This window comes from Shewanella sp. SM20 (assembly GCF_025654545.1).
Lineage (GTDB): Bacteria > Pseudomonadota > Gammaproteobacteria > Enterobacterales > Shewanellaceae > Shewanella > Shewanella oncorhynchi.
The window spans coordinates 26,939-50,394 of record NZ_JAKKRK010000039.1 but is presented as its reverse complement, the minus strand read 5'-3'; the positions used below and the strand labels follow the sequence as shown (position 1 = coordinate 50,394).

Here is a 23,456-nt window from a genome sequence, read left to right as displayed (position 1 = left end):
TAAATTGACCTGTATAACTCCTTACCAAGGTTTCCTTTTAATATTTTAAAACGGTACTTCGGAGTCCAAACAATATGATATTTGCAACGCCAATAAACATGTGATGAACTTCTATAATCGCCCATGCTTTTCGTTTCCTCTTACTTGTGGTGAATAAGAAGTCTCTTTTAGCATGGGCGTAATTCAGGCTATAGCCTCAAGGAACAATCACCACCGCCAGAGGCGGTGGTTTGGGGATGACAATCAAAATACACTTGGTCAGAAAACGCTTAGTTTAAATACAGACTAAAAATACTTTGATTGTCAGTTGAGCATTAAATGACTTGCCGATGATAATCCTATCAGGGCGAGCCTTGCTTCTATGGGCTTTCGTCGGTGCAAAGCCCATAAACGCACGGGTCGTTATTGCTTAGTCCAGCGGTCCATCCAACCGAAGACATTAGCATACCATTGCTCTAAGTTTTCAGGTTTTAAAATCCAATGGTTTTCATCAGGGAAAATCAATAACTCTGATGGGATCCCTTTGCGCTGCATAAAACTGAATGCCGCTAAACCTTGACCATAAGGGACGCGGAAGTCCTTCTCACCGTGGATAACCAGCATGGGTGTTTTCCAGTTTTCAACATAATTCACTGGGTTAAACTTCTCATATAACGCTTTGTTATCTGAATAAGTGCCGCCAAACTCATGCTCTGCGAACCACACTTCTTCGGTCACGTAATACATAGAACGCATATCGAACAGACCCGCGTGGTTAACTAAGCACTTGAAACCGTCGTTCCAGTTACCTTGGATCCAGTTCATCATGTAGCCGCCGTAAGAACCTCCGAGCGCACAGGTGTTTTGCGGATCGAGCCATTTTTGTTGCTGGCTCACCGCTGCTAGGCCTTTTTGCAGATCTTCTAATGGCTTACCACCCCAATCTTGGCTGATTGAATCAGTAAAGGCTTGGCCGTAACCAGTAGAGCCGTGGAAATCCACCATAACGACGCCATAACCCGCACCCGCCCATAATTGGGCATTCCAACGACCACTGAAGGCATTACCAAATGAACCTTGCGGCCCACCGTGAACGAGATAGGCAATTGGGTATTTTTTCCCTTCTTGGAAGTTCGCCGGTTTGATCCAGTAACCGTAAACGTCTTCGTTATTCCAACCTTTGAAGCTGAACTGTTCAAATTTACCGAACTTGATCTCGGCTAGCTTGTCTTTGTTCACTTCAGTCAGACGCTTAAGGCCTTGACCATCTGTGGTGATGCTATAGAGATCGCCCGGCTCAACTAAGGTTTTGCTGTCGAAAATCAGTTCATCGTTCGTGACCGCAATTAAGCTGTTTGTGCCATCGCTGTAGATAGAACGCACATCGCCAAATTGAGTATTCACTTGGAAAATAGATACTTGGCCTATGTCTTGCGCCGTGACATACAAGGTACGATTGTCAGGGGCAAACATCAGTGAGCTTGGGCTACGATCCCACAATGGCGCCACTTCTTTGGTTTGGCCTGTGGTCGTATCGCGCAGCATGATGCCGTAGCGATCCGCTTCAAAACCCGGCTTCTTCATCGCTAAATAGGCCATGTAACGGCCATCGCTCGAAAACGTTGGCTGTGCATCCCATGCGAGATTGTCTTGGGTTAAGTTCGTTGCGGCGCCGCCTGTCACTGGCACTTGCCACAAATCATAGTTAGTGGTCCAAGCTTGATCTTTGCTGGGGGCTTTCGCGCTATAAACCACAAACTTACCGTCTGGGGTGAAGGTCACTTCTTCCATACCCGAGAAAGGTTTTGGCGGCGTTTCAGTATCTAAACCTTGAGTCACATCCACCACTTTAGTGAGTTTCTCACCGTTTACCGCACCCACAAATAAATGGTTACGGGCGTGGTCTTCCCACGTATCCCAATGGCGAACCATTAACTGCTTGTATTCACGGCCAGTCGATTTACGCTCAGCTTCGGCGGTAAATTTATCCTTTGAGCAGGCTAAGTCCTTACACTCGGGGAATACCCGCATGCTGAGTACAACTTGTTTACCGTCGTTTGATAATTTATAGCCATCAATATCCAAAGGTAAATCAGAAACTTGTACCGCTTCACCGCCCGTTAATGGCAGTTGAAATAACTGGCTTGAACCACTGCGACTAGCAAGGAAATAAATCGACTTGTCGTCATTGGCGAAGCTCACATCGTGCTCAGTGCCCGTGGCAGAGGTCAATTGAAGTGGTTTCGCCTTCGTGTCTATCAAATCTAATAGATACAGATCCGAGCTGGCCTCTCCTTTATCGTTTACCGTTTTAAGACCATAAACTAATTTAGTGCCATCGTGGGACACAGTCGCAGAGTGCATCTTATTGAGTTTAATGAGTTGTTGCACAGTAAAAGGCGTTGGATCGGCCGCTTGGGCTGATAACGCCAGTCCCACAGCGCCGAGCGCCACTAGGAGAGGAGCTATTTTCATTGTTATGTCCGTCTTTGGTTAAACTGGTTCGATAGTTGCGCCAATCATTGCAAGGGTTCTATTGAAATTGCAATAGTTCTACTGAGTTGCAACCGCACGAATGTTAAAAAACGATCTGAGATCGTATCTTTCGAAGATAAGCTTGCCACACTATCGAAACAAAAACGCTCAGGCAAGCCAAATGGCGAACCTGAGCGTATTTTTTTGTGACAAAATGTCAGTGGCGCAGCGTTTTACCTAAAGAACAGATATCAGAACTCAAACTTAAGCTATTTTGCTTAAAAAGCCATCAAGTTCAATCCGCTGCATCCTCACCTTTACGCTTTCGCGTTGGCGATATTCACTTTCCAAATTGCTGGGCCAGTTTCATGGGCGTTCACACCATGCGAATCCACAGCCACAGTCACTGGCATATCTTGCACATCAAACTCGTAAATCGCTTCCATGCCCAAATCAGCAAAGGCCACGACGCGAGAATGTTTAATCGCTTTAGACACTAAATACGCAGCGCCGCCAACGGCCATCAGATATACCGCTTTGTGTTTTTTGATTGATTCAACTGTCGCAGGGCCGCGCTCAGCTTTACCTATCATGCCCATAAGACCAGTTTTCTCTAACATTAAGTCAGTGAATTTATCCATACGGGTTGCTGTGGTTGGGCCCGCAGGACCGACAACTTCAGCACCGACTGGATCAACTGGGCCAACGTAGTAAATAAATTTACCCGTAAAGTCCACGCCTTCTGGCAGACCTTCACCGCTTTCAATCAGGCTTTGAATGCGCTTATGGGCAGCATCACGACCAGTCAACATTTTACCGCTCAGCAGAATGGTTTCACCACTCTGCCACTGCTCGATATCCGCTTGAGTCACAGTATCTAAGTTAACGCGGCGCACATCATCACCCACTTCACGGGTAATTTCTGGCCAATCGGCCAATGATGGCGGCGTTAATTCAGCTGGACCTGAGCCATCTAAATGGAAATGTACGTGGCGAGTAGCAGCGCAATTTGGGATCATCACCACTGGCTTTGACGCCGCGTGGGTTGGTGCCGATTTGATTTTAACGTCTAACACTGTGGTTAAACCGCCAAGACCTTGCGCACCTATGCCTAAGTTATTCGCGCGCTCAAAAATGTCTAAACGCAGCTTTTCTTCGGTCGTTTGCGCGCCACGGGCCATCAACTCATGGATATCTACGCTTTCCATCAGCGCTTCTTTGGCTAATACGGCCGCTTTTTCCGCCGTGCCGCCGATGCCTATACCCAGCATACCCGGTGGACACCAGCCAGCCCCCATAGTCGGTAGCGTTTTTTCTACCCATGCAGCGATATCATCTGATGGGTTTAACATCACCATCTTAGCTTTGTTTTCACTGCCGCCGCCTTTGGCTGCAATCGCCACTTCGATATGGTTGCCTGGCACCATGTCGATATGCACCACAGATGGGGTGTTATCTTTGGTATTTTTACGGCTACCAGCAGGATCTGACACTATTGATGCGCGCAGTGGGTTATCAGGATTGGTATAGGCACGACGAACACCTTCGTCGACCATTTCCTGAATCGTCATATCGGTTTTGTCCCATTGGACACCCATACCCACTTTCACGAAAGTGGTCACAATCCCAGTGTCTTGACACAGAGGACGCTTACCTTCGGCCGACATACGCGAGTTAATTAAGATCTGGGCAATCGCATCCTTCGCCGCCGCACTTTGTTCACGCTCATAAGCTTGGCTCATGGCATCAACAAAATCCTTCGGGTGGTAATAAGAAATGTATTGCAAAGCATCCGCCACACTTTCAATAAAGTCGGCTTGTTTAATCACAGAAGTTTCAGACATTTTATGGTGAGATGACATAGTAGGAGCGCTCCAGCAGCCTTTGCGGCCTAACTTGTTTTTGTTTAATTCTTTCTGGGCCAATATGATACTCTTTCACATCTTTTTGGGCTACATCACATTTTGAATAGGGTAATCGATGGCAATTAGGGCGTCAAAACAGCTTGCATCACGCCAACTTGACTGGACATTAAGTACCGCAGCACTGTTCGAACACTTTGCAAATGACACTTGGGCAATTCTGTTAGATTCGGCGAACGCGCCGCATCAAGACGCAAGATTCGACATCATTTGCGCCAATCCTATCGCAACGTTAGTGACTCAGGGCGAGCGTAGCGATATAAAGCTCATCGATACGAGCTTGAGCTTACCCGAGGCAATAGACCCAAACCGTGATCCCTTCGAGTTACTCAACACTTTATTAACCCATTGGTATTCAAAATCTTTTGATTGCGACTTGCCCTTTAGTGGTGGCGCAATGGGCAGTTTTAGCTACGATTTAGGCCGCAGAATTGAATCCCTGCCGATAACGGCCAAGCAAGATATTCAACTGCCAGAGATGAACATCGGCTTTTACGACTGGGCGTTAGTTTTTGATTACCAAGACCAATGTTGGCATTTGCTGCATTATTTAGGTGAAGTAGCACTCGATATTGAATTGAATAAAATTCAAGATAAAATCGCCAAAAAGCCAAATTCCGCCGCATTCATGCTCACTAGCCCATGGGCAGCACAAATCGATAAAGCCCAATACACGGCCAAATTTGCAGCAGTTCAAGCCTATTTGCACAGCGGTGATTGCTATCAAATAAATTTAACCCAAAGATTCGAAGCCCATTATCAAGGCGATGAGTGGTCGGCCTATAGCCAACTGCGCCATGCCAATAAAGCACCCTTCTCGGCCTTTATGCGTCTGCCGCAAAACACGATTTTATCGATTTCACCCGAGCGCTTTATTCAGCTTCGCGGTGACGATATTCAAACCAAACCTATCAAAGGCACACTACCGCGTCATACCGATCCCGCATTGGATGTGAAAGCCGCCAATACACTGGCAAACTCACCAAAGGATCGCGCCGAAAATGTCATGATTGTCGATTTACTGCGTAATGATATCGGCAAAGTGGCGGCAGCAGGCTCAGTACGTGTACCGCATCTATTTGAGATTGAAAGCTTTCCTGCGGTGCATCACTTAGTCAGTACGGTGACTGCCAAGCTTGATAGCCGATTCACGGCGAGTGATTTGCTGCGCGCGGCGTTTCCCGGCGGCTCAATTACAGGCGCACCGAAAATTCGTGCCATGGAAATTATCGAAGAGCTCGAACCTTCACGGCGCAGCCTTTATTGTGGATCTATGGGTTATATCAGCCAAGACGGCCAAATGGATACCAGTATCACCATTCGCACTATTGTGGCTGAGCAGGGGAAACTCTATTGCTGGGCGGGCGGCGGCATAGTGGCGGATTCAGAAGTGAATGCTGAATACCAAGAAACCTTTGATAAGATCAGCCGGATTTTGCCTTTGCTTGGCGCAGAGCCGCAAAAGCCGTAAACTTTAAAACTAAACAGTAACGAGAACGTCGATGGATCAAGCGGAATTTAGACTCAGATTTAATCTGCACCCTTTAGCGCTACAAGATCCGGCGGCCTTCCCACACCTTGGACTGCGCAAAGCCGCGGTGTTGATCCCACTGCTGGAGATTAACGGTGAGCTGAATCTAATTTTAACCCAAAGACCGATGCACCTTCGCGCCCATCCGGGGCAGATCAGTTTCCCCGGCGGTAAAATTGAGCCCTATGATATTGATGCGATTGCGGCCGCGTTAAGGGAAGCAGAAGAGGAAATTGGACTCTCAAGGCATAACGTCGAGGTAGTGGGCACGTTTCCAGCCCATAATACCTTCACAGGGTTTGAAATCACCCCTGTGATTGGGATTATCAAGCAGGCATTTGATTTAAAACTCGATCCCGGTGAGGTCGCCGATTGCTTTACTGTGCCATTAAGCTTTTTTATTGAACCGAATAATCGCCACCAAAAACGCTTTTTACGCCAAGGGCGCTATTACAGCGTGCATTTTATTCCCTATCAACAACGCTTTATCTGGGGTGCGACTGCCGCGATTATCGACCATCTGTGCCGCCAGTTAAGCATTCCTGCCAATATCCTCTGACTTCACTTGCCATTGCTAAACCGTTAAAAAGCCAAACTGTTAAATTAGCCAAACAATGATGACTAGCTTAAACCACCAAGTGGATATACAAACCGGCGACAATAGAGGTTAACAGCAACATGGGAATATTAAACCAATAACCCATACGACTGTGGTGGGCGACATAATAGTTAAACGCTAAACTGACCAAACTAATACCGCCACAAACCCAAATCAAATACTGCAATAATTGGGTTTCATGTGGATCCCAATGGACTCGAAATGTCGCGCCACGGGTCAAATAGGCCCCAACTTCACGGTCTGGCCTTGCATCACTAAACACTAAAAGCGCATAGACGGCTATTGCCCAGCCTAAAATGGATAAGGTCGCAAGGATAATTTGAAATATTCTAGTCTTGCTCATACCGCCTCCCGCCGTTTAACTCACTATATCGCTCAATATCGATATTATTAACCTCAGGATACCTTTTTCAGCTTGAGAAAAGCCACCAGCAAGGTAATATAAACCTCCAAAATTTTCATATAAAACGTTTCGTTGGAGAATTAAGCAACAATGAGCATTGCATCTGTCGCATCTGTATTTAAAGGTGAGCACGCCGTCGGTTCTAAAGTCACAGTGCGTGGCTGGGTCAGAACCCGTCGTGACTCTAAAGCTGGCATCTCTTTTTTAGCTGTTTACGACGGCTCTTGCTTTAATCCTATCCAAGGTGTCGTGCCCAATAGCTTAGATAATTACGACAACGAAGTGTTAAAGCTGACTGCGGGTTGTTCTGTTGTGATGACAGGCGACGTGGTGGAATCTCCTGGTGCAGGCCAAGCATTTGAGCTGCAAGTGACTGAACTTGAAGTCGCTGGCTGGGTTGATGATCCAGACACTTACCCAATGGCCGCTAAGCGTCATTCAATTGAGCATTTACGCGAATTAGCGCACTTACGCCCACGCACTAACATTATTGGTGCCGTTGCCCGCGTGCGTAACTGTCTATCCCAAGCGATTCATCGCTTCTACCACGAAGAAGGCTTTATTTGGGTATCGACCCCACTTATCACAGCATCAGATTGCGAAGGTGCCGGTGAAATGTTCCGCGTATCGACCTTAGATATGGAAAACCTACCGCGTACTGAAGCAGGTAAAGTCGATTACGATAAAGATTTCTTCGGTAAAGAAGCTTTCCTGACCGTATCAGGCCAGTTGAATGCTGAAACCTACGCCTGTGCACTGTCAAAAGTATATACCTTTGGCCCGACTTTCCGTGCTGAAAACTCAAACACTAGCCGCCACTTAGCGGAATTCTGGATGGTTGAGCCTGAAGTCGCCTTCGCTAACTTAAACGACATCGCAGGCCTTGCCGAAGCTATGTTGAAATACGCATTCAATGCAGTCTTGACTGAGCGTATGGACGATTTAACTTTCTTCGCCCAGCACGTTGATAAGACTGTGATCGACCGTCTGCAATCTTTCGTTTCAAGCGATTTTGCTCAAGTAGATTACACGGATGCGGTTGAAATTCTGCAAAACTGTGGCAGAACCTTCGAGTTCCCAGTGTCTTGGGGTATCGACTTATCTTCTGAGCACGAGCGTTACTTAGCCGAAGAGCACTTCAAAGCCCCTGTGGTAGTGAAGAACTATCCGAAAGATATCAAAGCCTTCTACATGCGCTTAAACGATGACGGTAAAACCGTTGCCGCGATGGACGTGTTAGCCCCAGGTATCGGTGAAATCATCGGTGGCTCTCAACGTGAAGAGCGTTTAGACGTGCTGGATATGCGTTTAGCCGAAATGGATCTGAACCAAGAAGATTACTGGTGGTACCGTGATATGCGCCGTTATGGCACAGTGCCACACGCAGGTTTTGGTCTAGGGTTTGAGCGTTTAGTGTCTTACGTGACGGGCGTTAACAACATTCGTGATGTTATCCCGTTCCCACGTGCACCGCGCACTGCGAACTTCTAATCTCCCTTAACTTGGGACTGCATAGCTAAGACATCTCTATTAAGCCTTAGCAAAACGAAAGGAGCTGAATATTCAGCTCCTTTTTTGTTTGTCCGTTTTAGTCACATCATGCGGCTAAACAACCATTAATCCGCCAGACTCAACGCCTGCGCAATATATTCCGCGACTCGCTTGGCAGCAATATCATCGATTGACACCAACTTAATATGGCGACGAAACTTGCCACTGCCTTCAAGTACCTTATGTGGATCGCTAAGATTCGCGCCTAAGCTAAACTCCAATGAAACATGCTGTTTATAGGCAAACACACCACCAAAACTGGCTTTGGTGCTAAAGAGTATACCGCCGTACTTAACGGCTTCAGTAATGGCCCGCGACGATGTGGTAGCGGCGGTTTTGACCTCCTGCCTCACCCCCTGCACTATTTCAAACAGACTCGGGCTGGTACATAAAATATCTTCTAACAGTTTTTCAAGTTGCGGTTGATCTTCCATCATGATCTCTTTACCTCTCATACAAGCAAGACTATCCCAGCCCGATTGTAGCGCGCTAATCGGACTGAATAACACCCTATTGAAGCATCCCTAAAAAATAGTGACGTGCAAATAAAAAGGCCAAGCGTGGAGAACGCTTGGCCTTTTGCTGGAGTTGTCCAACTTAGCAAGGCTAAGTCACACGGATAAACACTGCGCCCTAGATTAAAACCCCTTCACACCGGCCATATCAGGGAGATGATGAGCAATCCCCTTGTGGCAGTCGATACAGGTCTTTTCGCCGCTTGCCAGTGACGTTGAGTGCATCTGCGCCGCTCTGGGTGATTGGCGAGTAAAGTCCATGTAAGTGAAGTTATGGCAGTTACGACACTCGAGCGAATCATTGGCCTTTAACCTTGCCCACTCATGTTCTGCCAGTTCACGACGCTTATCTTCAAACTTCTCACGGGTATTAATCGTCCCAAAAACCTTACCCCACACTTCCTTAGATGCCTGCATCTTACGGGCAATTTTATCGGTCCAGTTATGCGGTACGTGGCAATCGGGACACGTCGCCCGCACGCCACTGCGGTTAGTGAAATGAATCGTCGTCTGTAACTCTTGATAGACGTTATTTTCCATCTCATGGCAACCAATACAGAAAGCTTCTTGGTTGGTCACTTCTAGGGCAGTGTTAAATCCACCCCAGAAAATCACGCCAGCCACAAAACCACCTAAGGTCAAAAAACCTAAACTGTAATGCACACTCGGACGATTGAGTACCTGCCAGATTTTTTTCAGTTTATCTAACATGCTAACTCCTAGTGTTTTTTCTGCTCAGTGTTGGCTTTGATCAGATGTTCCATATCCACAAAGTCGTTTTCGACCAGCAACTTGGCATCTAACTGCGGCACATGACACTGAGTGCAGAAATAGCGGCGCGGCGATAACTCGGCTAAGAAGTTATTGTCCCTGTCCATAAAATGCGTGACGCTGACCATAGGCGCTTGCGAATCCCCAATGCGGTTACGAGCATGGCAAGCCATACACTTGTTCACTTTAAGATCAAGCTGATAGCCGTCGATCTTGTGTGGGATCACAGGTGGTTGCATGGGATAGCTGCGCACTTCCTTCACATCGGTATTACGCACACTTTGCATCGCAGGTGGCGTAGGCTCGACATTGATAGGCGCTTGGCGCAGGGTATCAATTTTATCTTCGGGAATACTGGCGGCAGACACACTTGTCATGATGAATGAGCCAAATACCAATAAACCGATCGCTGAGACTAATTTTAGGGTTTTCATCGTGTTCTCCTTAAACCTTGACGATCTTCACCGCACACTTTTTAAAGTCAGTTTGTTTTGACAAGGGATCTGTCGCATCTAAAGTGACTTTATTAATGAGCTGGCTAGCATCAAACCAAGGCACGAACACTAAACCCACGGGCGGTTTATTGCGGCCACGGGTTTCGACTCGGGTCTTAATTTCACCGCGACGGGACACCACGCGAATTTCATCGCCGCGGCGCAGACCGCGTTTTTTCGCATCTTCAGGGTGCATAAAACATACGGCATCGGGGAAGGCACGATATAACTCAGGCACACGTTGGGTCATAGAACCCGAATGCCAGTGTTCCAGCACTCGCCCCGTCGACAACCAGATATCATATTCTTCATCAGGCGCTTCTGCGGCAGGTTCATAGGGCAAAGCGAAAATCACCGCACGACCATCGGGATGACCGTAGAACTCAAAGCCCTTACCTGCTTTAACATAAGGATCTGTGCCTTCACGGAAGCGCCACTTGGTTTCTTTACCATCGACCACAGGCCAACGCAGACCATGAGCCTCATGGTAAACATCAAATGGGGCGAGATCGTGGCCATGGCCGCGGCCAAAGGTCGCATATTCCTCGAATAAGCCTTTTTGGACATAGAAGCCAAAGTGTTTAGCCTCATCGTTCAAATACTTAGGATCGGCATCCGCAAGTGGGAACTTATCAACATTACCGTTCTGATACAGGACTTCGAATAGGGTTTTCCCTTTGAACTCAGGGTTCGCCGCTAATACATCCTTAGGCCAGACTTCGTCTGTGGTGAAACGTTTGGCAAACTCCATCAATTGCCACAGATCCGAATGGGACTCACCCGGTGCCTGTACCATTTGATGCCAAAACTGAGTGCGGCGCTCGGCGTTACCGTAGGCGCCCTCTTTTTCCACCCACATAGCGGTGGGCAAAATCAAATCGGCCGCTTGAGTCGTAACCGTCGGATAGGCATCGGACACCACGATAAAGTTGGCAGGGTTACGGTAACCCGGTAAACCTTCTTCATTGATGTTTGGGCCCGCCTGCATATTGTTGTTCACTTGCACCCAGTAACAATTTAAGTCGCCATCTTTTAGACGACGGTTTTGCTCGACAGCGTGATAACCGGGTTTAGGTGGAATAATGCCGCTTGGGATCTTCCAAATGTCTTCGGCATGCTTTCTGTGTTCAGGATTGGTCACGACCATATCGGCGGGTAAGCGATGGGAGAACGTCCCCACTTCACGGGCCGTGCCACAGGCTGATGGTTGACCCGTCAAAGAGAATGGACTATTACCTGGGGTTGAAATTTTACCCATCAAGAGATGAATGTTATAAATCAGGTTGTTACACCACACACCTCGGGTATGTTGGTTAAAACCCATGGTCCAAAATGAGGTCACTTTGATGTCGGGATCGGCATACAGCTTGGCCAGCGCAATCAGTTTATCCTCGGGTACGCCCGACAACTTACTGACTTTTTCGACGCTATAATCCGCCACGAAGGCTTTAAATGTCTCAAAATCAATTGGGGTTGAATCCCCCGCCGTTTTAACATTTTTCGCTTTTTTCTCAAGGGGATGTGTCGGGCGTAAACCATAACCAATATCTGTTGTGCCCTGACGGAAGTTAACGTGTTTCTTCACGAAGTCCCAGTTCACTTTATCATTCTGAATGATGTAGTTAGCTATGTAGTTCAAAATGGCTAAATCGGTTTGTGGGGTGAACACGATCGGCAAGTCGGCCAAATCGAAGGATCTGTGTTCAAACGTCGACAACACGGCCACTTTTACATGGCTGGCACTGAGACGTCTGTCAGTCACTCGACTCCAGAGGATCGGGTGCATCTCCGCCATATTCGAGCCCCAAAGGACGAAGGCATCGGCGGCTTCCATATCGTCATAGCAACCCATAGGTTCGTCGATACCGAAGGTGCGCATAAACCCGACCACGGCTGACGCCATGCAGTGACGCGCATTCGGATCGATATTATTCGAGCCAAAACCCGCTTTCATCAACTTAACGGCAGCATAACCTTCCCACACAGTCCATTGGCCAGAGCCAAACATGCCCACGGCGGTTGGCCCTTTAGCTTTAATGGTTTCTTTCCATTTTTGCGCCATGATGTCGAAGGCACTGTCCCAACTGATGGGCGAAAACTCACCGTGCTTGTCGTATTTGCCATCCGTCATCCGCAGCATAGGCGTGGTTAAGCGATCACTGCCATACATGATTTTCGACAGGAAATAGCCCTTGATACAGTTGAGCCCACGGTTCACTTCACTGTTGGCATCGCCATGGGTGGCAACCACTTTGCCATCGCGAGTTGCGACAATCACGGAGCAACCTGTGCCGCAAAAACGGCAAGGGGCTTTATTCCACTCTAATTTGGTTTGTTCTGAGCTGGTAATTAAGTTGCTTGCGCCTGCGGGCAAGGCTAAACCAGCGGCGCCTGCAGCGGCAATCACCGCATTGGCCTTGATAAAGTCACGTCTGTTCATATTCATTCTTCACCCTCTTCGAGCACTTCACTCTGGTGGTAAACCATAGTGGCTGATAACACGCCCGGAATGGCATTGATCGCTTCGATACTGTCCATCAAGGCGCGTTGCGTCTCGCCTTCGATCACGACGACCAATTTCACTTCGTTGTTGACGGAAAGTTCGGCATTTTCAATGGTCATTATCTGTTGTCTAACATCTGCCATTTTCTGCGGTAAGACCTGCACCACTAAACTGGTGATATGGAGTTCTTTGCTCATCCGACATTCCACTCTTATTTTTAACTATTTGATGATGTTACGTTTAACCAGCGCCCGGTGGACCCGTCAAAATTTGGCTGAACCAAATAGCAAAGCCCAGACCACTGACCAGTAGTACGGACAATAACGGTGCGAGAAACACGGTTAAAAAGATAAAGATTTTCAGTTCTAAGGATTTTTCTTCTGCGGTGCTAGCACTCATGCATCCTCCAAGAGGTGTGTTCCTGCCACTTTGAATGCGCTGCAAAAAATCGCCAGCGGCAGGTTTTATGTATATCTATTGCATCTTTGGATTACGAAGCGATCATACCTTTTAGTTGTTAACAAAATGTATACCTCCAAATTGGTAAAGCGGATGATGCTTGATCCAGATCATCAATTTGATGTGAGTATTCGTCAGATCTCAGTTTTTAAACGTTTTTTGCTATTACAAATTAGATTATTGAATTTATTTTATGATTAATAAGCGACTGAAATGGATAAATCACTACGAGAAAACAACAGAAAACCCGCAAAAAAAACCTGAGTATTCATAAAGGAGTAGGCAGTAGAAAGGTGTAAAAACATGCGAGATAACGACTTGATCCCAAAAGAAAGATATTCGGCATAAAAGCATCGCTGCCACCCAGAAAAAGCGCTCATTTTATGTGCCGAGCAGTATCTCTCATAGTTGATCACTTGGTTTTATCTGAGGTGATCACTTTCAGCCATTGAAGAATGATAACTCTAGAATAAGTAGATAACTTTGGTGTGAGTAAATAACTTTGGTACTAGTAAATAACTAGGACATGAATGACATGAGTAGATATAACGTTAAAGAAGGCCCGTTTCATGGCGCACCACTGGAGGTATATCGCGTGAGAAGCGTAAGCATAGGGAAAATAAAAAACCGAGAAAATGGTTAGTTTTCTCGGTTTGTTTAGTCATTTCTTGATCGCGTTATTGTTACATCAATCGGACAAAGGCGCTCAGCTCGACCTTTAAATCAGTCTATTAAACCTGTTGAATATGATTCAAAATGCGCTTTTCAGATATCGGATATGCCGTGCCTAACACCTGTGCAAAACAAGAGACACGGTACTCTTCAATCATCCAGCGCGCCTCGATTAACGCAGGTGGTGTCGGCATAGCACGTGGCACTTTCGCCAGTTGTGCGTTCAATGCTTCCTGTACCTTGTTAATGCTCTGCATATGCAAACGGTCACGAGTCGGATCAACGGGCAACTTCTCGACACGGATTTCAATCGCTTTTAAGTAACGCGCCACATCGGCTAACCGATCCCAACCACAGGATTCGACAAACCCTTTAAACACTAACTTGTCTAATTGGCTTTGAATATCACTCATAGCAAAGGCTATATCTAAGCTAATTTTGCCCTTAAGACGCTTTTTAATGCTCTGATACAAGGTCAAAATCTGCTCAACCTTCAAGGCAATTTGCTCGGCGGTCGGGTTGAGTTCTTGGCGAACCCAATCCTTTGCCTGCTCAAATTGGGCTTGATTACGCACATCGAGGGCTTTTTCATCCAACAATTGCTGCACAGCGGCGGCAATAATGTCATCAATTAAGATTTGTACTTGACCGAAGGGATTGAAATACATCGCCAATTTTGCCTTATTCGGCAAAGCTTGCTGTAAGTGTTTCACTGGTGATGGAATGTTTAGCAGCAATAAGCGTCGCAGACCTTGGCGATGGGCATCTAAGGCCTCAAATTCATCATCAAATAATTTGATCGCAACACTGTCTTTTTTATCGATCAGCGCCGGAAACGCACGCACTTGGTAATTGCCTTTTTGCTGCTGATACTGCTGCGGCAAATCGCCAAAGGACCACTCAGTTAACGCTTCTTGCTCTATACCTTTATCCGCCACCTGACGAATGGCCTTCGCCACCACGCCCTGCAACTCGGCTTTTAAGGTATCGAGCACCCGACCTTCGGCCACTAAGTTGTGTTTATCGTCTTCGATTTTAAAATTCATCTGCAAATGCGCGGGCAGTTGCGTTAAATCAAAATCCTCCGGCGATATACGCGTGCCACTCATGCGCAGCAATTGCTTGCACATGGCTTCAAGCAAACTGGCACTAAAAGGTACCATGGCCTGCACACAAGCGCGGGCATAGTCAGGTGCTGGCACAAAGTTACGTCGTAAACTCTTAGGCAAAGATTTAATCAGCGCGATGCACTTTTCTTCCCTTAGCCCTGCCACTAGCCAATCAAAATCGCTATCGTCAATTTGATTAAGCAGCGCCACCGGAATGTGCACCGACACGCCGTCATCCGCCGCCGCAGGTTCAAAGTGATAACTCAGCTGCAAGCGCAAATTACCCTTATGCCACATATCGGGAAAATCTAAGGTCGAAATATGGTCGGCATTGCGCTGCATTAACAGTGCTTTGCTGAAATCGAGTAAATCCGGTTGCTCGCGCTTGGCTTTTTTCCACCAGCCAAAAAACAGCTGGGCGTTGTAAATCCCTTCCGGGATCCGCGGCTCGTAAAAGTCCACCAAGACTTGCTCGTCCACCAAAATATCGCGGCGACGGGATTTATGCTCGAGGGATTCAATGTCTTCGAGCAGCTTTTGGTTAGCGACAAAAAATGCTTCTTGGGTCTGTAACTGCCCTTCTGCCAAAGCGCTGCGGATAAAAATCTCACGCGCTTCAACGGGATCGATGGGGCCGTATTGCACTTTGCGGCGGTGCACAACCGTCAAGCCGTAGAGCACTTGATTCTCAAGGGCGATAACGCTGCCAGGTTTTGCCTCAAAATGGGGCTCAACATAGCTTTTCTTGATCAAATGAGCAGCTAAGGGCTCTAGCCATTCAGGTTCGATTTTGGCGCAGCAGCGAGCGAATAGGCGTGAGGTTTCGGTAAGCTCAGCCGCCATGATCCACTTAGGGCCTTTTTTGGCCAGTGGCGAACCGGGAAACACAAAGAATTTACGATTACGGGCACCTAAGTACTCGTTATTGTTATCTTTAAAACCAACATGACTCAATAAGCCCGATAAGAGCGCGCGGTGCAAGCTGTCATAATTAGCTGGCGTATCGTTTAAGCGCCACTTTAAATCGTGCACGGCTTGTTTAAGCTGGGCATATAAATCCTGCCACTCGCGAACGCGCAAATAGGCCAAATATTCATCGCGGCACTTTTTACGGAACTGACTAGCAGATAACTCTTTTTGTTGATCTTTTAAGTGCTGCCACAGGTTTATCCAACTGACGAAATCGGAACTGGGATCGGCAAAACGGCGATGGGCTTCATCACTGGCTTGCTTCTTCTCCATCGGACGTTCGCGGGGATCTTGAATCGATAAGCCCGCGGCAATCACTAACACTTCGTTCAAACAACCTAACTGCTGACTCTCGACCACCATACGCGCCAAACGCGGATCCACAGGAATTTGCGCCAAGTTGCGCCCAAGTGGTGTCAGCACTAGCTTGCCGTGTTTGCTCTCAACCGCTTGTAATTCTTCGAGCAACAGGAAACCATCGCGGATATGGCGTGGATCGGGTGGCTCGATAAAGGGGAAACCGGCGATATCACCCAAACCGATGGCGAGCATCTGCAAAATGACCGAAGCCAAGTTAGTGCGCAAAATTTCGGGATCGGTAAACGCCGGACGATTATTAAAATCCGCCTCATCGTACAAACGGATACAAATACCCGGCCCTACACGGCCACAACGGCCTTGGCGCTGATTGGCACTCGCCTGCGAGATAGGTTCAATCGGTAAACGTTGCACCTTAGTGCGATAGCTATAACGGCTGATACGCGCCGTACCTGGGTCGATAACGTAGCGAATGCCTGGCACTGTCAACGAGGTTTCCGCCACGTTCGTCGCTAATACAATCCGCCGACCTCTGTGACTACTGAAAACTTTAGACTGCTCGCCATAGGATAAACGCGCGTACAACGGCAAAATTTCGGTATCGCGGTAATTACGCCGACTCAATTGCTCGGCCGTATCGCGAATTTCCCGCTCGCCGTTCATAAAGATCAGAATGTCGCCCAGCCCTTCGGCCACCAGTTCATCGACGGCGGCAAAAATGCCTTCGATTTGATCTAAATCGGCATCGCTATCTTGCACTAAGGGTCGGTAACGGGTTTCGACCGGAAAGGTACGGCCCGACACTTCGATAATAGGTGCATTGTTGAAATGCTTAGAAAAACGCTCAACATCTATGGTCGCCGACGTGATAATAACCTTGAGATCAGGGCGTCTTTTGAGAATTTGTTTGAGGTAGCCCAGAATAAAATCGATGTTGAGGCTGCGCTCGTGGGCCTCATCTATGATGATGGTATCGTATTGATCGAGATTGCGATCGGAGGTTAATTCCGCCAGTAAAATACCGTCGGTCATCAACTTGATATAAGAGTCACTCTTAAGCGCATCGGCAAAACGCACTTTAAAACCAACCACTTCACCGAGCGGACTTTGTAATTCTTCTGCGACTCGACTCGCCACGCTGCGGGCAGCCAAACGTCGTGGCTGGGTGTGGCCTATCATGCCACGGCAACCTAAGCCCAGTTCCAAACAGATTTTAGGTAACTGGGTCGTTTTGCCCGAGCCCGTTTCACCGGCGATGATCACCACTTGATTGCCCGCTATCGCGCGTGCAATATCATCGCGCATCAAGGAAACAGGCAGGTTTTCAGGATAGTGGATTTTAGGCCGAGCGTTACGGCGCTGCTCAACCTTCTCAAACGCCGCCTGCGCTTGCTCGCTCAGCTGAGCTAAGACTTGGGTCTTTTTATCTGAGTCGGCTTCTTTATTGAGCTTAAATAAACGACGACGGATCCGCGACGCGTCGCTCTGATAACAAAGATTAAGAAAGGCGTTCGATAGCGGATGTTTGTCTGAGTTCAAATCCAAATTCCATTGCTAGCATCAAAAACGGCGATCCTAGCAAGGAAAGTGGCGTAATGGTATTGCTAATTTACTCTGCACTCAGTATATGGCGTGTCAGTTTCGCACTGGCTCGACTTAAATTAAACCGGTGACAGATAACATTGTTGCATATAGATATTCATGGCTTTGAGCACATTGGTGCGATTAATCGTGCCAATTACTTTGCCATGTTCAACCACTGGATACACTTTAGGTTTAGGCCCTAGCATTTGTTCGGCGAGCTGCAAAATACTGTCATCTGGCCCAACGAACAGCACTTCAGTTCGCATGCAATCCTTCACCACTGAGGTCATATCACAGTGATAGCTACTTTTAATCATCACAGCCAAACAATCCTGCTGGGATAAAAAGCCCACCAAATCGCCCGTATCATCAACCACTGCTGCGCCCATTTTATTATTATCTAACAACTTTTCGACCGCAGTCGCGAGCGACATATTAGCGCGCAGCAACACGGGCTGACGATCCATATGGTCGCGGATTTTAATTAAGTCCATAGTCTTTCCCTCGAATTAACCCTACGTTTGTAGTCTAGTCAAAATATCGACAAGAATGTGCGATTTATATCGATTGGGCTTATCTAGTGCATAAACCCAATGTCAACAAGAGCTAACAGGACAAAAATAGCGTCAACAAAGGCTGCCAGAAATAGCGACTTAGAGTTAACTGAAGCGAACACTACAAACTGAAATCAGGTAAGTATCTGATTGAGGCAGGTAATGCCATCAGTCTTCGGTGATCATTTTACTTGTCATTCCAACGCGTTTTAATTCGCTATTGATACAAGCTATAAGTCGATATAAAAGCGATAGCCTACACCGGGCTCAGTCCGCACATACTGAGGTTCACTCGGGGAGTCGCCTAATTTTTGCCTTAAGTGACTGACCACAATTCGTAGATAATGTGTGTCTTCTGTATGAGCGGGCCCCCAAATTTCTTTGAGCAACTGAGTCTGAGTGACAACGCAGTTAGGTGACGACGCCAATTTAGACAATACCGCGTATTCCTTGGGTGTGAGTTCGACAATTTGATGATCAACTTTAACCAGCCTGCGACTTAAATCAATCTGCAACTTGCCGTCATCTAATATGGGTAATTTTTCAGGTTTGATATGGTCCCTTAAAATCGCTCGCACCCTTGCCAGTAACTCTTCCACACTAAAGGGTTTGGTCACATAATCCTGCGCGCCTGCATCTAATGCTGCGACTTTTTCTTTATCTTGATTGCGAACCGACAATACAATCACAGCAACATCGGACCATCCCCGTAACTCCTGTAGCACTTGATGGCCTTCCATATCCGGCAAGCCTAAATCCAAAATGACTAATTCAGGTTGCTGTCGAGCGACAGCTGCGAGCCCTTGCTGACCATTTTCAGCTTCGGTAACGTCATAGCCCTCACTGGTGAGTGCAATCCGCAGCATGCGGCGTATTTGGGTCTCATCATCGATAACCACGATTTTTATTGCCACGTCTCTAGTCCATTCTGTGGTTTATTAAGGATATTTTGGCTGAAAATGATTAGCCAGGAACGGGATAGTCTAACGGCAATTCAACTTCAAAACGAGTGCCTTGCCCCTGTAGGCAATCGGTAACGCGAACACTACCGCCGTGTGCAGCTATCATGCCTTTACAAATAGCCAGCCCCATACCTGTATTCTGTTTTTTCTGATCGCCATCGGCAACCACATAAAACATATCGAAAATTTGATCCCTATGGCTGGCGGGAATCCCCGGCCCTCTGTCTTCAATGGCAATACAGCAACGGTGATTAGAAATGGTCAATTCAATACAAATAGGCTCTTCTGGTGGTGAAAATCGAACGGCATTCTCTAGAATGTTAAATAATCCTTGTTCAATCAGCGCCGCATGCACAAAGAGGAGTGGGGGTTCTTTCTCTCTGTGATATTCAACGATTGCATTAGGGAAATAGCGTTTAAGCCTGCCAAGTACGCTGCCAATAATGTCATCTGCCGAAACCCAATCACGCTCTATGCTCAAAGTGCCATGACCCAGGCGTGTCATATCGAGTAGATTTTGGATATAGCTGTCCAAGCGACGGCTTTCTTGCAAAATAGTATCAAGTAGCTCGTTGCGGTCAGCCTCTAGCAATTGTTTATTCAATAATTTTAAGCTCTCCGCCGCCCCCATCATGGCTGAGAGTGGTGATTTTAGATCGTGAGACACTGACGATAATAATGCGGAACGTAACTGCTCAATTTCTGTTTTCACCCGTGCCGATTCAAGATCTGACACTAACTGAATACGCCGCCATGTATTAGCGCCTTGCTGTAACATGGCTAAAATAAGCTCTCTATCAAACGGACTGAGTTCGTTGACCGTGGGTTGCCAATCTAAAATCGCCGCGCCAATCGTCGTACCTTCAAGTTCAATGGGGAATACACTCACACCCGATGCGCTCAAGGTATCGCTCAAACGCCCCGCCGCTTGCCCATGGCGCAAGGTCCAATCGATTGCGGCTAAATCAAGGTCGTTAAATGGCGTATTCAGCAGCGGTAAATAGGATCGCTGACCGTCTTTACGCTGCAAAACAATATAACAATCGGCATTCACTGAACCAGCAATCTTGCGCCCTATCGTTTGCCAAAGGGCTTTTTCATCATCGGCGACCGATAATTCTTGGGCAACATCTTTTAAGGTTTCAGCATAACGATTTGACTCACGCAGTAAAATAAACTGATTTCGGATCCGAGATGCCGCAGGGCCACTGATAAGCCCTATACACATCAAAAAGATTAAAGTGGCAATATCATCCTGACTATTTACATTCATAGTAAATTTGGGATCAGTAAGAAAGAAATTAAAGCTGAAAAAAGACCACACCGCAGTTGCCATGGCAGGCCTAGCGCCATAGGTTAAGCCAATGCTGACAATCAAGAAAACATATAACAACACCAGATTGCCATTACTGAGCCAAGTATCTAAAAATGCCACCAGCGGAAAAATAACCACCACGCCAATCAGCCCAAGAATATGGCCTCGAAGATCACCAAAACTGGCTTTAGGCGTAATAGGATCTCGTACTTGCATTTGGTTTTCGGGTGCGTGATAGACACTCACCTCAACAGGTAAACCAGACTCAATCAAGCGTTGATACAGCCTTTTACGCCACCAAGGATAGGTGCGTTTCACACCCGCGCCGACTAATACTGTGTTAATTCGATGCAAGGCTATGTAAGGTAAAATGGCCTGATAACTGCTCGTGTCGCGTAATACTTCGGTCTGCGCGCCAAGTTCCTTCGCTAAGGCAAAGGCCTCATTTAACCTTTTCCGCTGATAAAGGCCCAGCGCTTTGCCGGTATCGACCCAAAGCACTAACCAAGGAATTTGCCGCCGCTCGGCAATCTGCCGACCTATGCGGATCAAATACTGATGATCACTGCTGTTACTCACTAAAACCAACAATCTGTCTTTGAGAACAAAATCCGTTCCCTGTGCTTTGGCATCCAGTTCACAAATCAGTTTTGCATCGACTCGCTCTATGACTTTTTTCATTGCCAATTCGCGCAGTGCCGTCAAGTTCGAGACCGAAAAAAAAGCATCTAAAGCCGAACGAGCATACTCTGGCAGATAAACTTTGCCTTGCTGTAAGCGTTCGATGAGTGTTGATGGCGGTAAATCGACAAATATAATTTCATGGGCTTCATCAAGGAAGCGATCAGGTACAGTTTCCCGTACCCGCACTTGAGTAATTTGCAAAACCAGATCATTCAAACTGACCAAATGTTGGATATTGACTGTGGTATAGACATCAATGCCCGCAGCCAATAATTCTGCGACGTCTTGATAGCGCCGTTTATGACGACTACCGGGGACATTCGTGTGGGCCAATTCATCGACTAAGATAAGCTTAGGCCGACGAAGCAGCGCCGCATCCAAATCGAATTCCGTTAAACGATTATGATGATAATCAATGGGTTTACGTGCCAATACCTCAAAGCCCGCTACCATGGCCTCGGTATCGGCACGCCCATGGGTTTCCACCAGTCCAACCAGCAAATCGACACCTTGCTGGGCCATTTCCCTTGCCGCACTGAGCATTGCATAGGTCTTGCCCACGCCAGGTGCCGCCCCAAGAAAAACCGTCAGTTTACCTTTATCATTTTGCTGTATCTGACTTAAGAGCGCATTGGCTTGCTGTGTTTGACTGATTGGTACCACGATTAGAAACTCCTTGAAAGACTCACTATCCAGCGCGCATCACACAGGGACTGGCACTGACTCTGCGATAAATCCGTATCGACATAACCGACACTCAACACATCCTGCTCAGTCATATTGAGGTTCAGCCCAACTCGCCAATCTAAATAGTGGCTATTGCTTGCGGCCATAGAACCTAAAAACAGTGCCATATCTTGCTGAGAAGCAAAAAAATTGCTCCCAAGATGCAGTACTAGACTTACATTAGAGAACAGTTGCGGCTCATAACTGGCATAAACATACTGAAAATCGTCCACATTCTCGCCAAAATAATCAGGAGAATAAACCAGCCCTAACTTAGCATCGGCGTAGCTTACCACAGCATAAATTTCGTTATAACTCAGGTCGGTATCGTCCTGAGAGTATTGGTAACGTATCACGCCTAGGTCCGTTGTTAAGCCATTATCCCAATCTTTAGCCCAGCCAGCGGACAAGTCGAGTTCTAAACTTCCATCCCCAAATTCGATGTTACTGCCCCAAAGCGAGCCATACCAGCCAGAATCATGGCTTAGGGTATACCCTGCTTGAACTGCAGGTCCTTCATCAGTTTGAGAAATACCGCGAAACGCATAATCACTGATGAGCATCACACTCCCTTGGCTCTGCCAAGAGGCATTGCCCCCATGAGTCTCAGTGCTGGCAAGCGCACCCATAGAGAGTGAAGATAATGCCATCATCACACCCGCACAGAGGCGTGAACAAGGAGCAGACTTAATCGGTAACATAAAAATTTATCCTTAAATTCAGTAGAATATTGTTTTATTGAGCGTGTTTAGCAATCTGGTCGAGAGCGAGGTTGAGCTTGAGCACATTGACGCGCGCTTGCCCAAAAATGCCCCACTGTGGTGGTTCGATAAATTGCGCCACTAAGGTCAACACTTGTGGTTCGGCTAACTGTCGAGCCTGAGCCACGCGCGCGACTTGCAGTTTGGCTGCTGCGGGTGAAATATGAGGATCCAGTCCCGCCCCCGATGTGGCGAGTAAATCCACTGGAATATCAGCGGCCTGAACAGATTCTCTGGCTTGGATTTCTTGGCTTGTTGCCATCACACGTTCACGTAACGCCGGGTTACTCGGCGCAAGATTACTACCACCTGTCGCCATAGGATCGTAACCGACAGCGCTCGGCCGACTAAAAAAATAGGCCGGATTAACAAAGGGCTGAGCGATGAACTCAGACCCCATAGCGACATTATCCCTGTGGATCACACTGCCCTTAGCTTGTACGGGAAATAAAGCGCCACCGAGCTGAGTCACAGTGCCGGTATAGACAACGCCACACACAAATAACAGGGCGAGACTGGCTCTCAATCCCATAACGGCATGCTGGGTTTTAGTGGTATATACGATTGAATTCATTACTGT

19 protein-coding genes are annotated in these 23,456 nt (G+C 47.3%); 3 read left to right on the top strand and 16 right to left on the bottom strand.

What is annotated here, in order from left to right; all coding sequences use genetic code 11:
• The 3 genes from L5M18_RS16030 to L5M18_RS16020 form a co-directional block, all read right to left on the bottom strand.
• The coding region (locus tag L5M18_RS16030; RefSeq protein ID WP_263197725.1) for a transposase at positions 1-125 on the bottom strand (125 nt) is incomplete at its 3' end.
• Positions 126-402: 277 nt separating this feature from the next.
• Complete coding sequence (locus L5M18_RS16025; RefSeq protein WP_263197723.1) at positions 403-2,454, bottom strand: alpha/beta hydrolase family protein; 2,052 nt, start codon at positions 2,452-2,454, stop codon at positions 403-405.
• 317 nt (positions 2,455-2,771) lie between these two features.
• A complete protein-coding gene (locus L5M18_RS16020; RefSeq protein ID WP_131525178.1) occupies positions 2,772-4,316 on the bottom strand; it encodes a fumarate hydratase in 1,545 nt (514 codons plus the stop codon).
• A 118-nt stretch (positions 4,317-4,434) separates the two neighbouring features.
• On the opposite strand from L5M18_RS16020, the gene pabB reads away from it, so the two are divergent.
• Positions 4,435-5,847 (top strand): aminodeoxychorismate synthase component I, encoded by a 1,413-nt coding sequence (pabB, locus tag L5M18_RS16015; protein ID WP_263197722.1) that lies wholly within the window; start codon positions 4,435-4,437, stop codon positions 5,845-5,847.
• A 31-nt stretch (positions 5,848-5,878) separates the two neighbouring features.
• Positions 5,879-6,466: a CoA pyrophosphatase gene (locus tag L5M18_RS16010; RefSeq protein WP_263197721.1), complete on the top strand. Its 588-nt coding sequence runs from the start codon at positions 5,879-5,881 to the stop codon at positions 6,464-6,466.
• Between the two features lie 67 nt (positions 6,467-6,533).
• On the opposite strand, the gene L5M18_RS16005 is transcribed toward L5M18_RS16010, so the two are convergent.
• The gene (locus tag L5M18_RS16005; RefSeq protein ID WP_113939548.1) at positions 6,534-6,869 is read right to left on the bottom strand and encodes a hypothetical protein; all 336 of its coding nucleotides are present in this window, start codon (positions 6,867-6,869) and stop codon (positions 6,534-6,536) included.
• A 150-nt stretch (positions 6,870-7,019) separates the two neighbouring features.
• Here L5M18_RS16005 and asnS point away from each other — a divergent pair, with 150 nt between their 5' ends.
• Positions 7,020-8,420 carry an asparagine--tRNA ligase gene (gene asnS, locus L5M18_RS16000; protein ID WP_105252305.1) on the top strand — a complete coding sequence of 467 codons (1,401 nt, stop codon included), beginning with the start codon at positions 7,020-7,022 and terminating at the stop codon, positions 8,418-8,420.
• Between the two features lie 125 nt (positions 8,421-8,545).
• On the opposite strand, the gene L5M18_RS15995 is transcribed toward asnS, so the two are convergent.
• The 12 genes from L5M18_RS15995 to kdpC form a co-directional block, all read right to left on the bottom strand.
• Positions 8,546-8,935, bottom strand: coding sequence for a DUF1801 domain-containing protein (locus L5M18_RS15995; protein WP_263197719.1), 390 nt, complete (start codon positions 8,933-8,935; stop codon positions 8,546-8,548).
• A 183-nt stretch (positions 8,936-9,118) separates the two neighbouring features.
• A complete protein-coding gene (locus L5M18_RS15990; RefSeq protein ID WP_028760143.1) occupies positions 9,119-9,706 on the bottom strand; it encodes a cytochrome c3 family protein in 588 nt (195 codons plus the stop codon).
• Between the two features lie 8 nt (positions 9,707-9,714).
• On the bottom strand, positions 9,715-10,200 hold the full coding sequence (locus L5M18_RS15985) for a nitrate reductase cytochrome c-type subunit (protein ID WP_105252303.1): 486 nt from the start codon (positions 10,198-10,200) through the stop codon (positions 9,715-9,717).
• A 10-nt stretch (positions 10,201-10,210) separates the two neighbouring features.
• Positions 10,211-12,700 carry a nitrate reductase catalytic subunit NapA gene (gene napA / locus L5M18_RS15980; protein ID WP_028760145.1) on the bottom strand — a complete coding sequence of 830 codons (2,490 nt, stop codon included), beginning with the start codon at positions 12,698-12,700 and terminating at the stop codon, positions 10,211-10,213.
• 2 nt (positions 12,701-12,702) lie between these two features.
• Complete coding sequence (locus L5M18_RS15975) at positions 12,703-12,960, bottom strand: chaperone NapD (protein ID WP_028760146.1); 258 nt, start codon at positions 12,958-12,960, stop codon at positions 12,703-12,705.
• 43 nt (positions 12,961-13,003) lie between these two features.
• Positions 13,004-13,162, bottom strand: a complete 159-nt coding sequence (locus tag L5M18_RS15970) for a nitrate reductase (RefSeq protein WP_028760147.1) — start codon at positions 13,160-13,162, stop codon at positions 13,004-13,006.
• Between the two features lie 791 nt (positions 13,163-13,953).
• Entirely contained in the window at positions 13,954-17,829 is a 3,876-nt protein-coding gene (gene hrpA / locus L5M18_RS15965) for an ATP-dependent RNA helicase HrpA (RefSeq protein WP_411569275.1), read from the bottom strand.
• A 122-nt stretch (positions 17,830-17,951) separates the two neighbouring features.
• On the bottom strand, positions 17,952-18,368 hold the full coding sequence (locus L5M18_RS15960; RefSeq protein WP_028760149.1) for a CBS domain-containing protein: 417 nt from the start codon (positions 18,366-18,368) through the stop codon (positions 17,952-17,954).
• Positions 18,369-18,658: 290 nt separating this feature from the next.
• On the bottom strand, positions 18,659-19,342 hold the full coding sequence (locus L5M18_RS15955; RefSeq protein ID WP_028760150.1) for a response regulator: 684 nt from the start codon (positions 19,340-19,342) through the stop codon (positions 18,659-18,661).
• 49 nt (positions 19,343-19,391) lie between these two features.
• Positions 19,392-22,052 (bottom strand): sensor histidine kinase, encoded by a 2,661-nt coding sequence (locus tag L5M18_RS15950; RefSeq protein WP_113939544.1) that lies wholly within the window; start codon positions 22,050-22,052, stop codon positions 19,392-19,394.
• A 2-nt stretch (positions 22,053-22,054) separates the two neighbouring features.
• Complete coding sequence (locus tag L5M18_RS15945; RefSeq protein ID WP_263166409.1) at positions 22,055-22,816, bottom strand: TorF family putative porin; 762 nt, start codon at positions 22,814-22,816, stop codon at positions 22,055-22,057.
• Positions 22,817-22,850: 34 nt separating this feature from the next.
• A complete protein-coding gene (kdpC, locus tag L5M18_RS15940; protein ID WP_168824074.1) occupies positions 22,851-23,450 on the bottom strand; it encodes a potassium-transporting ATPase subunit KdpC in 600 nt (199 codons plus the stop codon).
• Between the last annotated feature and the right edge of the window lie 6 nt (positions 23,451-23,456).

Bases quoted from the DNA above. Each gene is read 5' to 3' on its own strand.
- L5M18_RS16025 (WP_263197723.1), bottom strand. From the start codon at position 2,454: ATGAAAATAGCTCCTCTCCTAGTGGCGCTCGGCGCTGTGGGACTGGCG.
- L5M18_RS16020 (WP_131525178.1), bottom strand. From the start codon at position 4,316: ATGTCATCTCACCATAAAATGTCTGAAACTTCTGTGATTAAACAAGCC.
- pabB (WP_263197722.1), top strand. From the start codon at position 4,435: ATGGCAATTAGGGCGTCAAAACAGCTTGCATCACGCCAACTTGACTGG.
- L5M18_RS16010 (WP_263197721.1), top strand. From the start codon at position 5,879: ATGGATCAAGCGGAATTTAGACTCAGATTTAATCTGCACCCTTTAGCG.
- L5M18_RS16005 (WP_113939548.1), bottom strand. From the start codon at position 6,869: ATGAGCAAGACTAGAATATTTCAAATTATCCTTGCGACCTTATCCATT.
- asnS (WP_105252305.1), top strand. From the start codon at position 7,020: ATGAGCATTGCATCTGTCGCATCTGTATTTAAAGGTGAGCACGCCGTC.
- L5M18_RS15995 (WP_263197719.1), bottom strand. From the start codon at position 8,935: ATGAGAGGTAAAGAGATCATGATGGAAGATCAACCGCAACTTGAAAAA.
- L5M18_RS15990 (WP_028760143.1), bottom strand. From the start codon at position 9,706: ATGTTAGATAAACTGAAAAAAATCTGGCAGGTACTCAATCGTCCGAGT.
- L5M18_RS15985 (WP_105252303.1), bottom strand. From the start codon at position 10,200: ATGAAAACCCTAAAATTAGTCTCAGCGATCGGTTTATTGGTATTTGGC.
- napA (WP_028760145.1), bottom strand. From the start codon at position 12,700: ATGAACAGACGTGACTTTATCAAGGCCAATGCGGTGATTGCCGCTGCA.
- L5M18_RS15975 (WP_028760146.1), bottom strand. From the start codon at position 12,960: ATGAGCAAAGAACTCCATATCACCAGTTTAGTGGTGCAGGTCTTACCG.
- L5M18_RS15970 (WP_028760147.1), bottom strand. From the start codon at position 13,162: ATGAGTGCTAGCACCGCAGAAGAAAAATCCTTAGAACTGAAAATCTTT.
- L5M18_RS15960 (WP_028760149.1), bottom strand. From the start codon at position 18,368: ATGGACTTAATTAAAATCCGCGACCATATGGATCGTCAGCCCGTGTTG.
- L5M18_RS15945 (WP_263166409.1), bottom strand. From the start codon at position 22,816: ATGTTACCGATTAAGTCTGCTCCTTGTTCACGCCTCTGTGCGGGTGTG.
- kdpC (WP_168824074.1), bottom strand. From the start codon at position 23,450: ATGAATTCAATCGTATATACCACTAAAACCCAGCATGCCGTTATGGGA.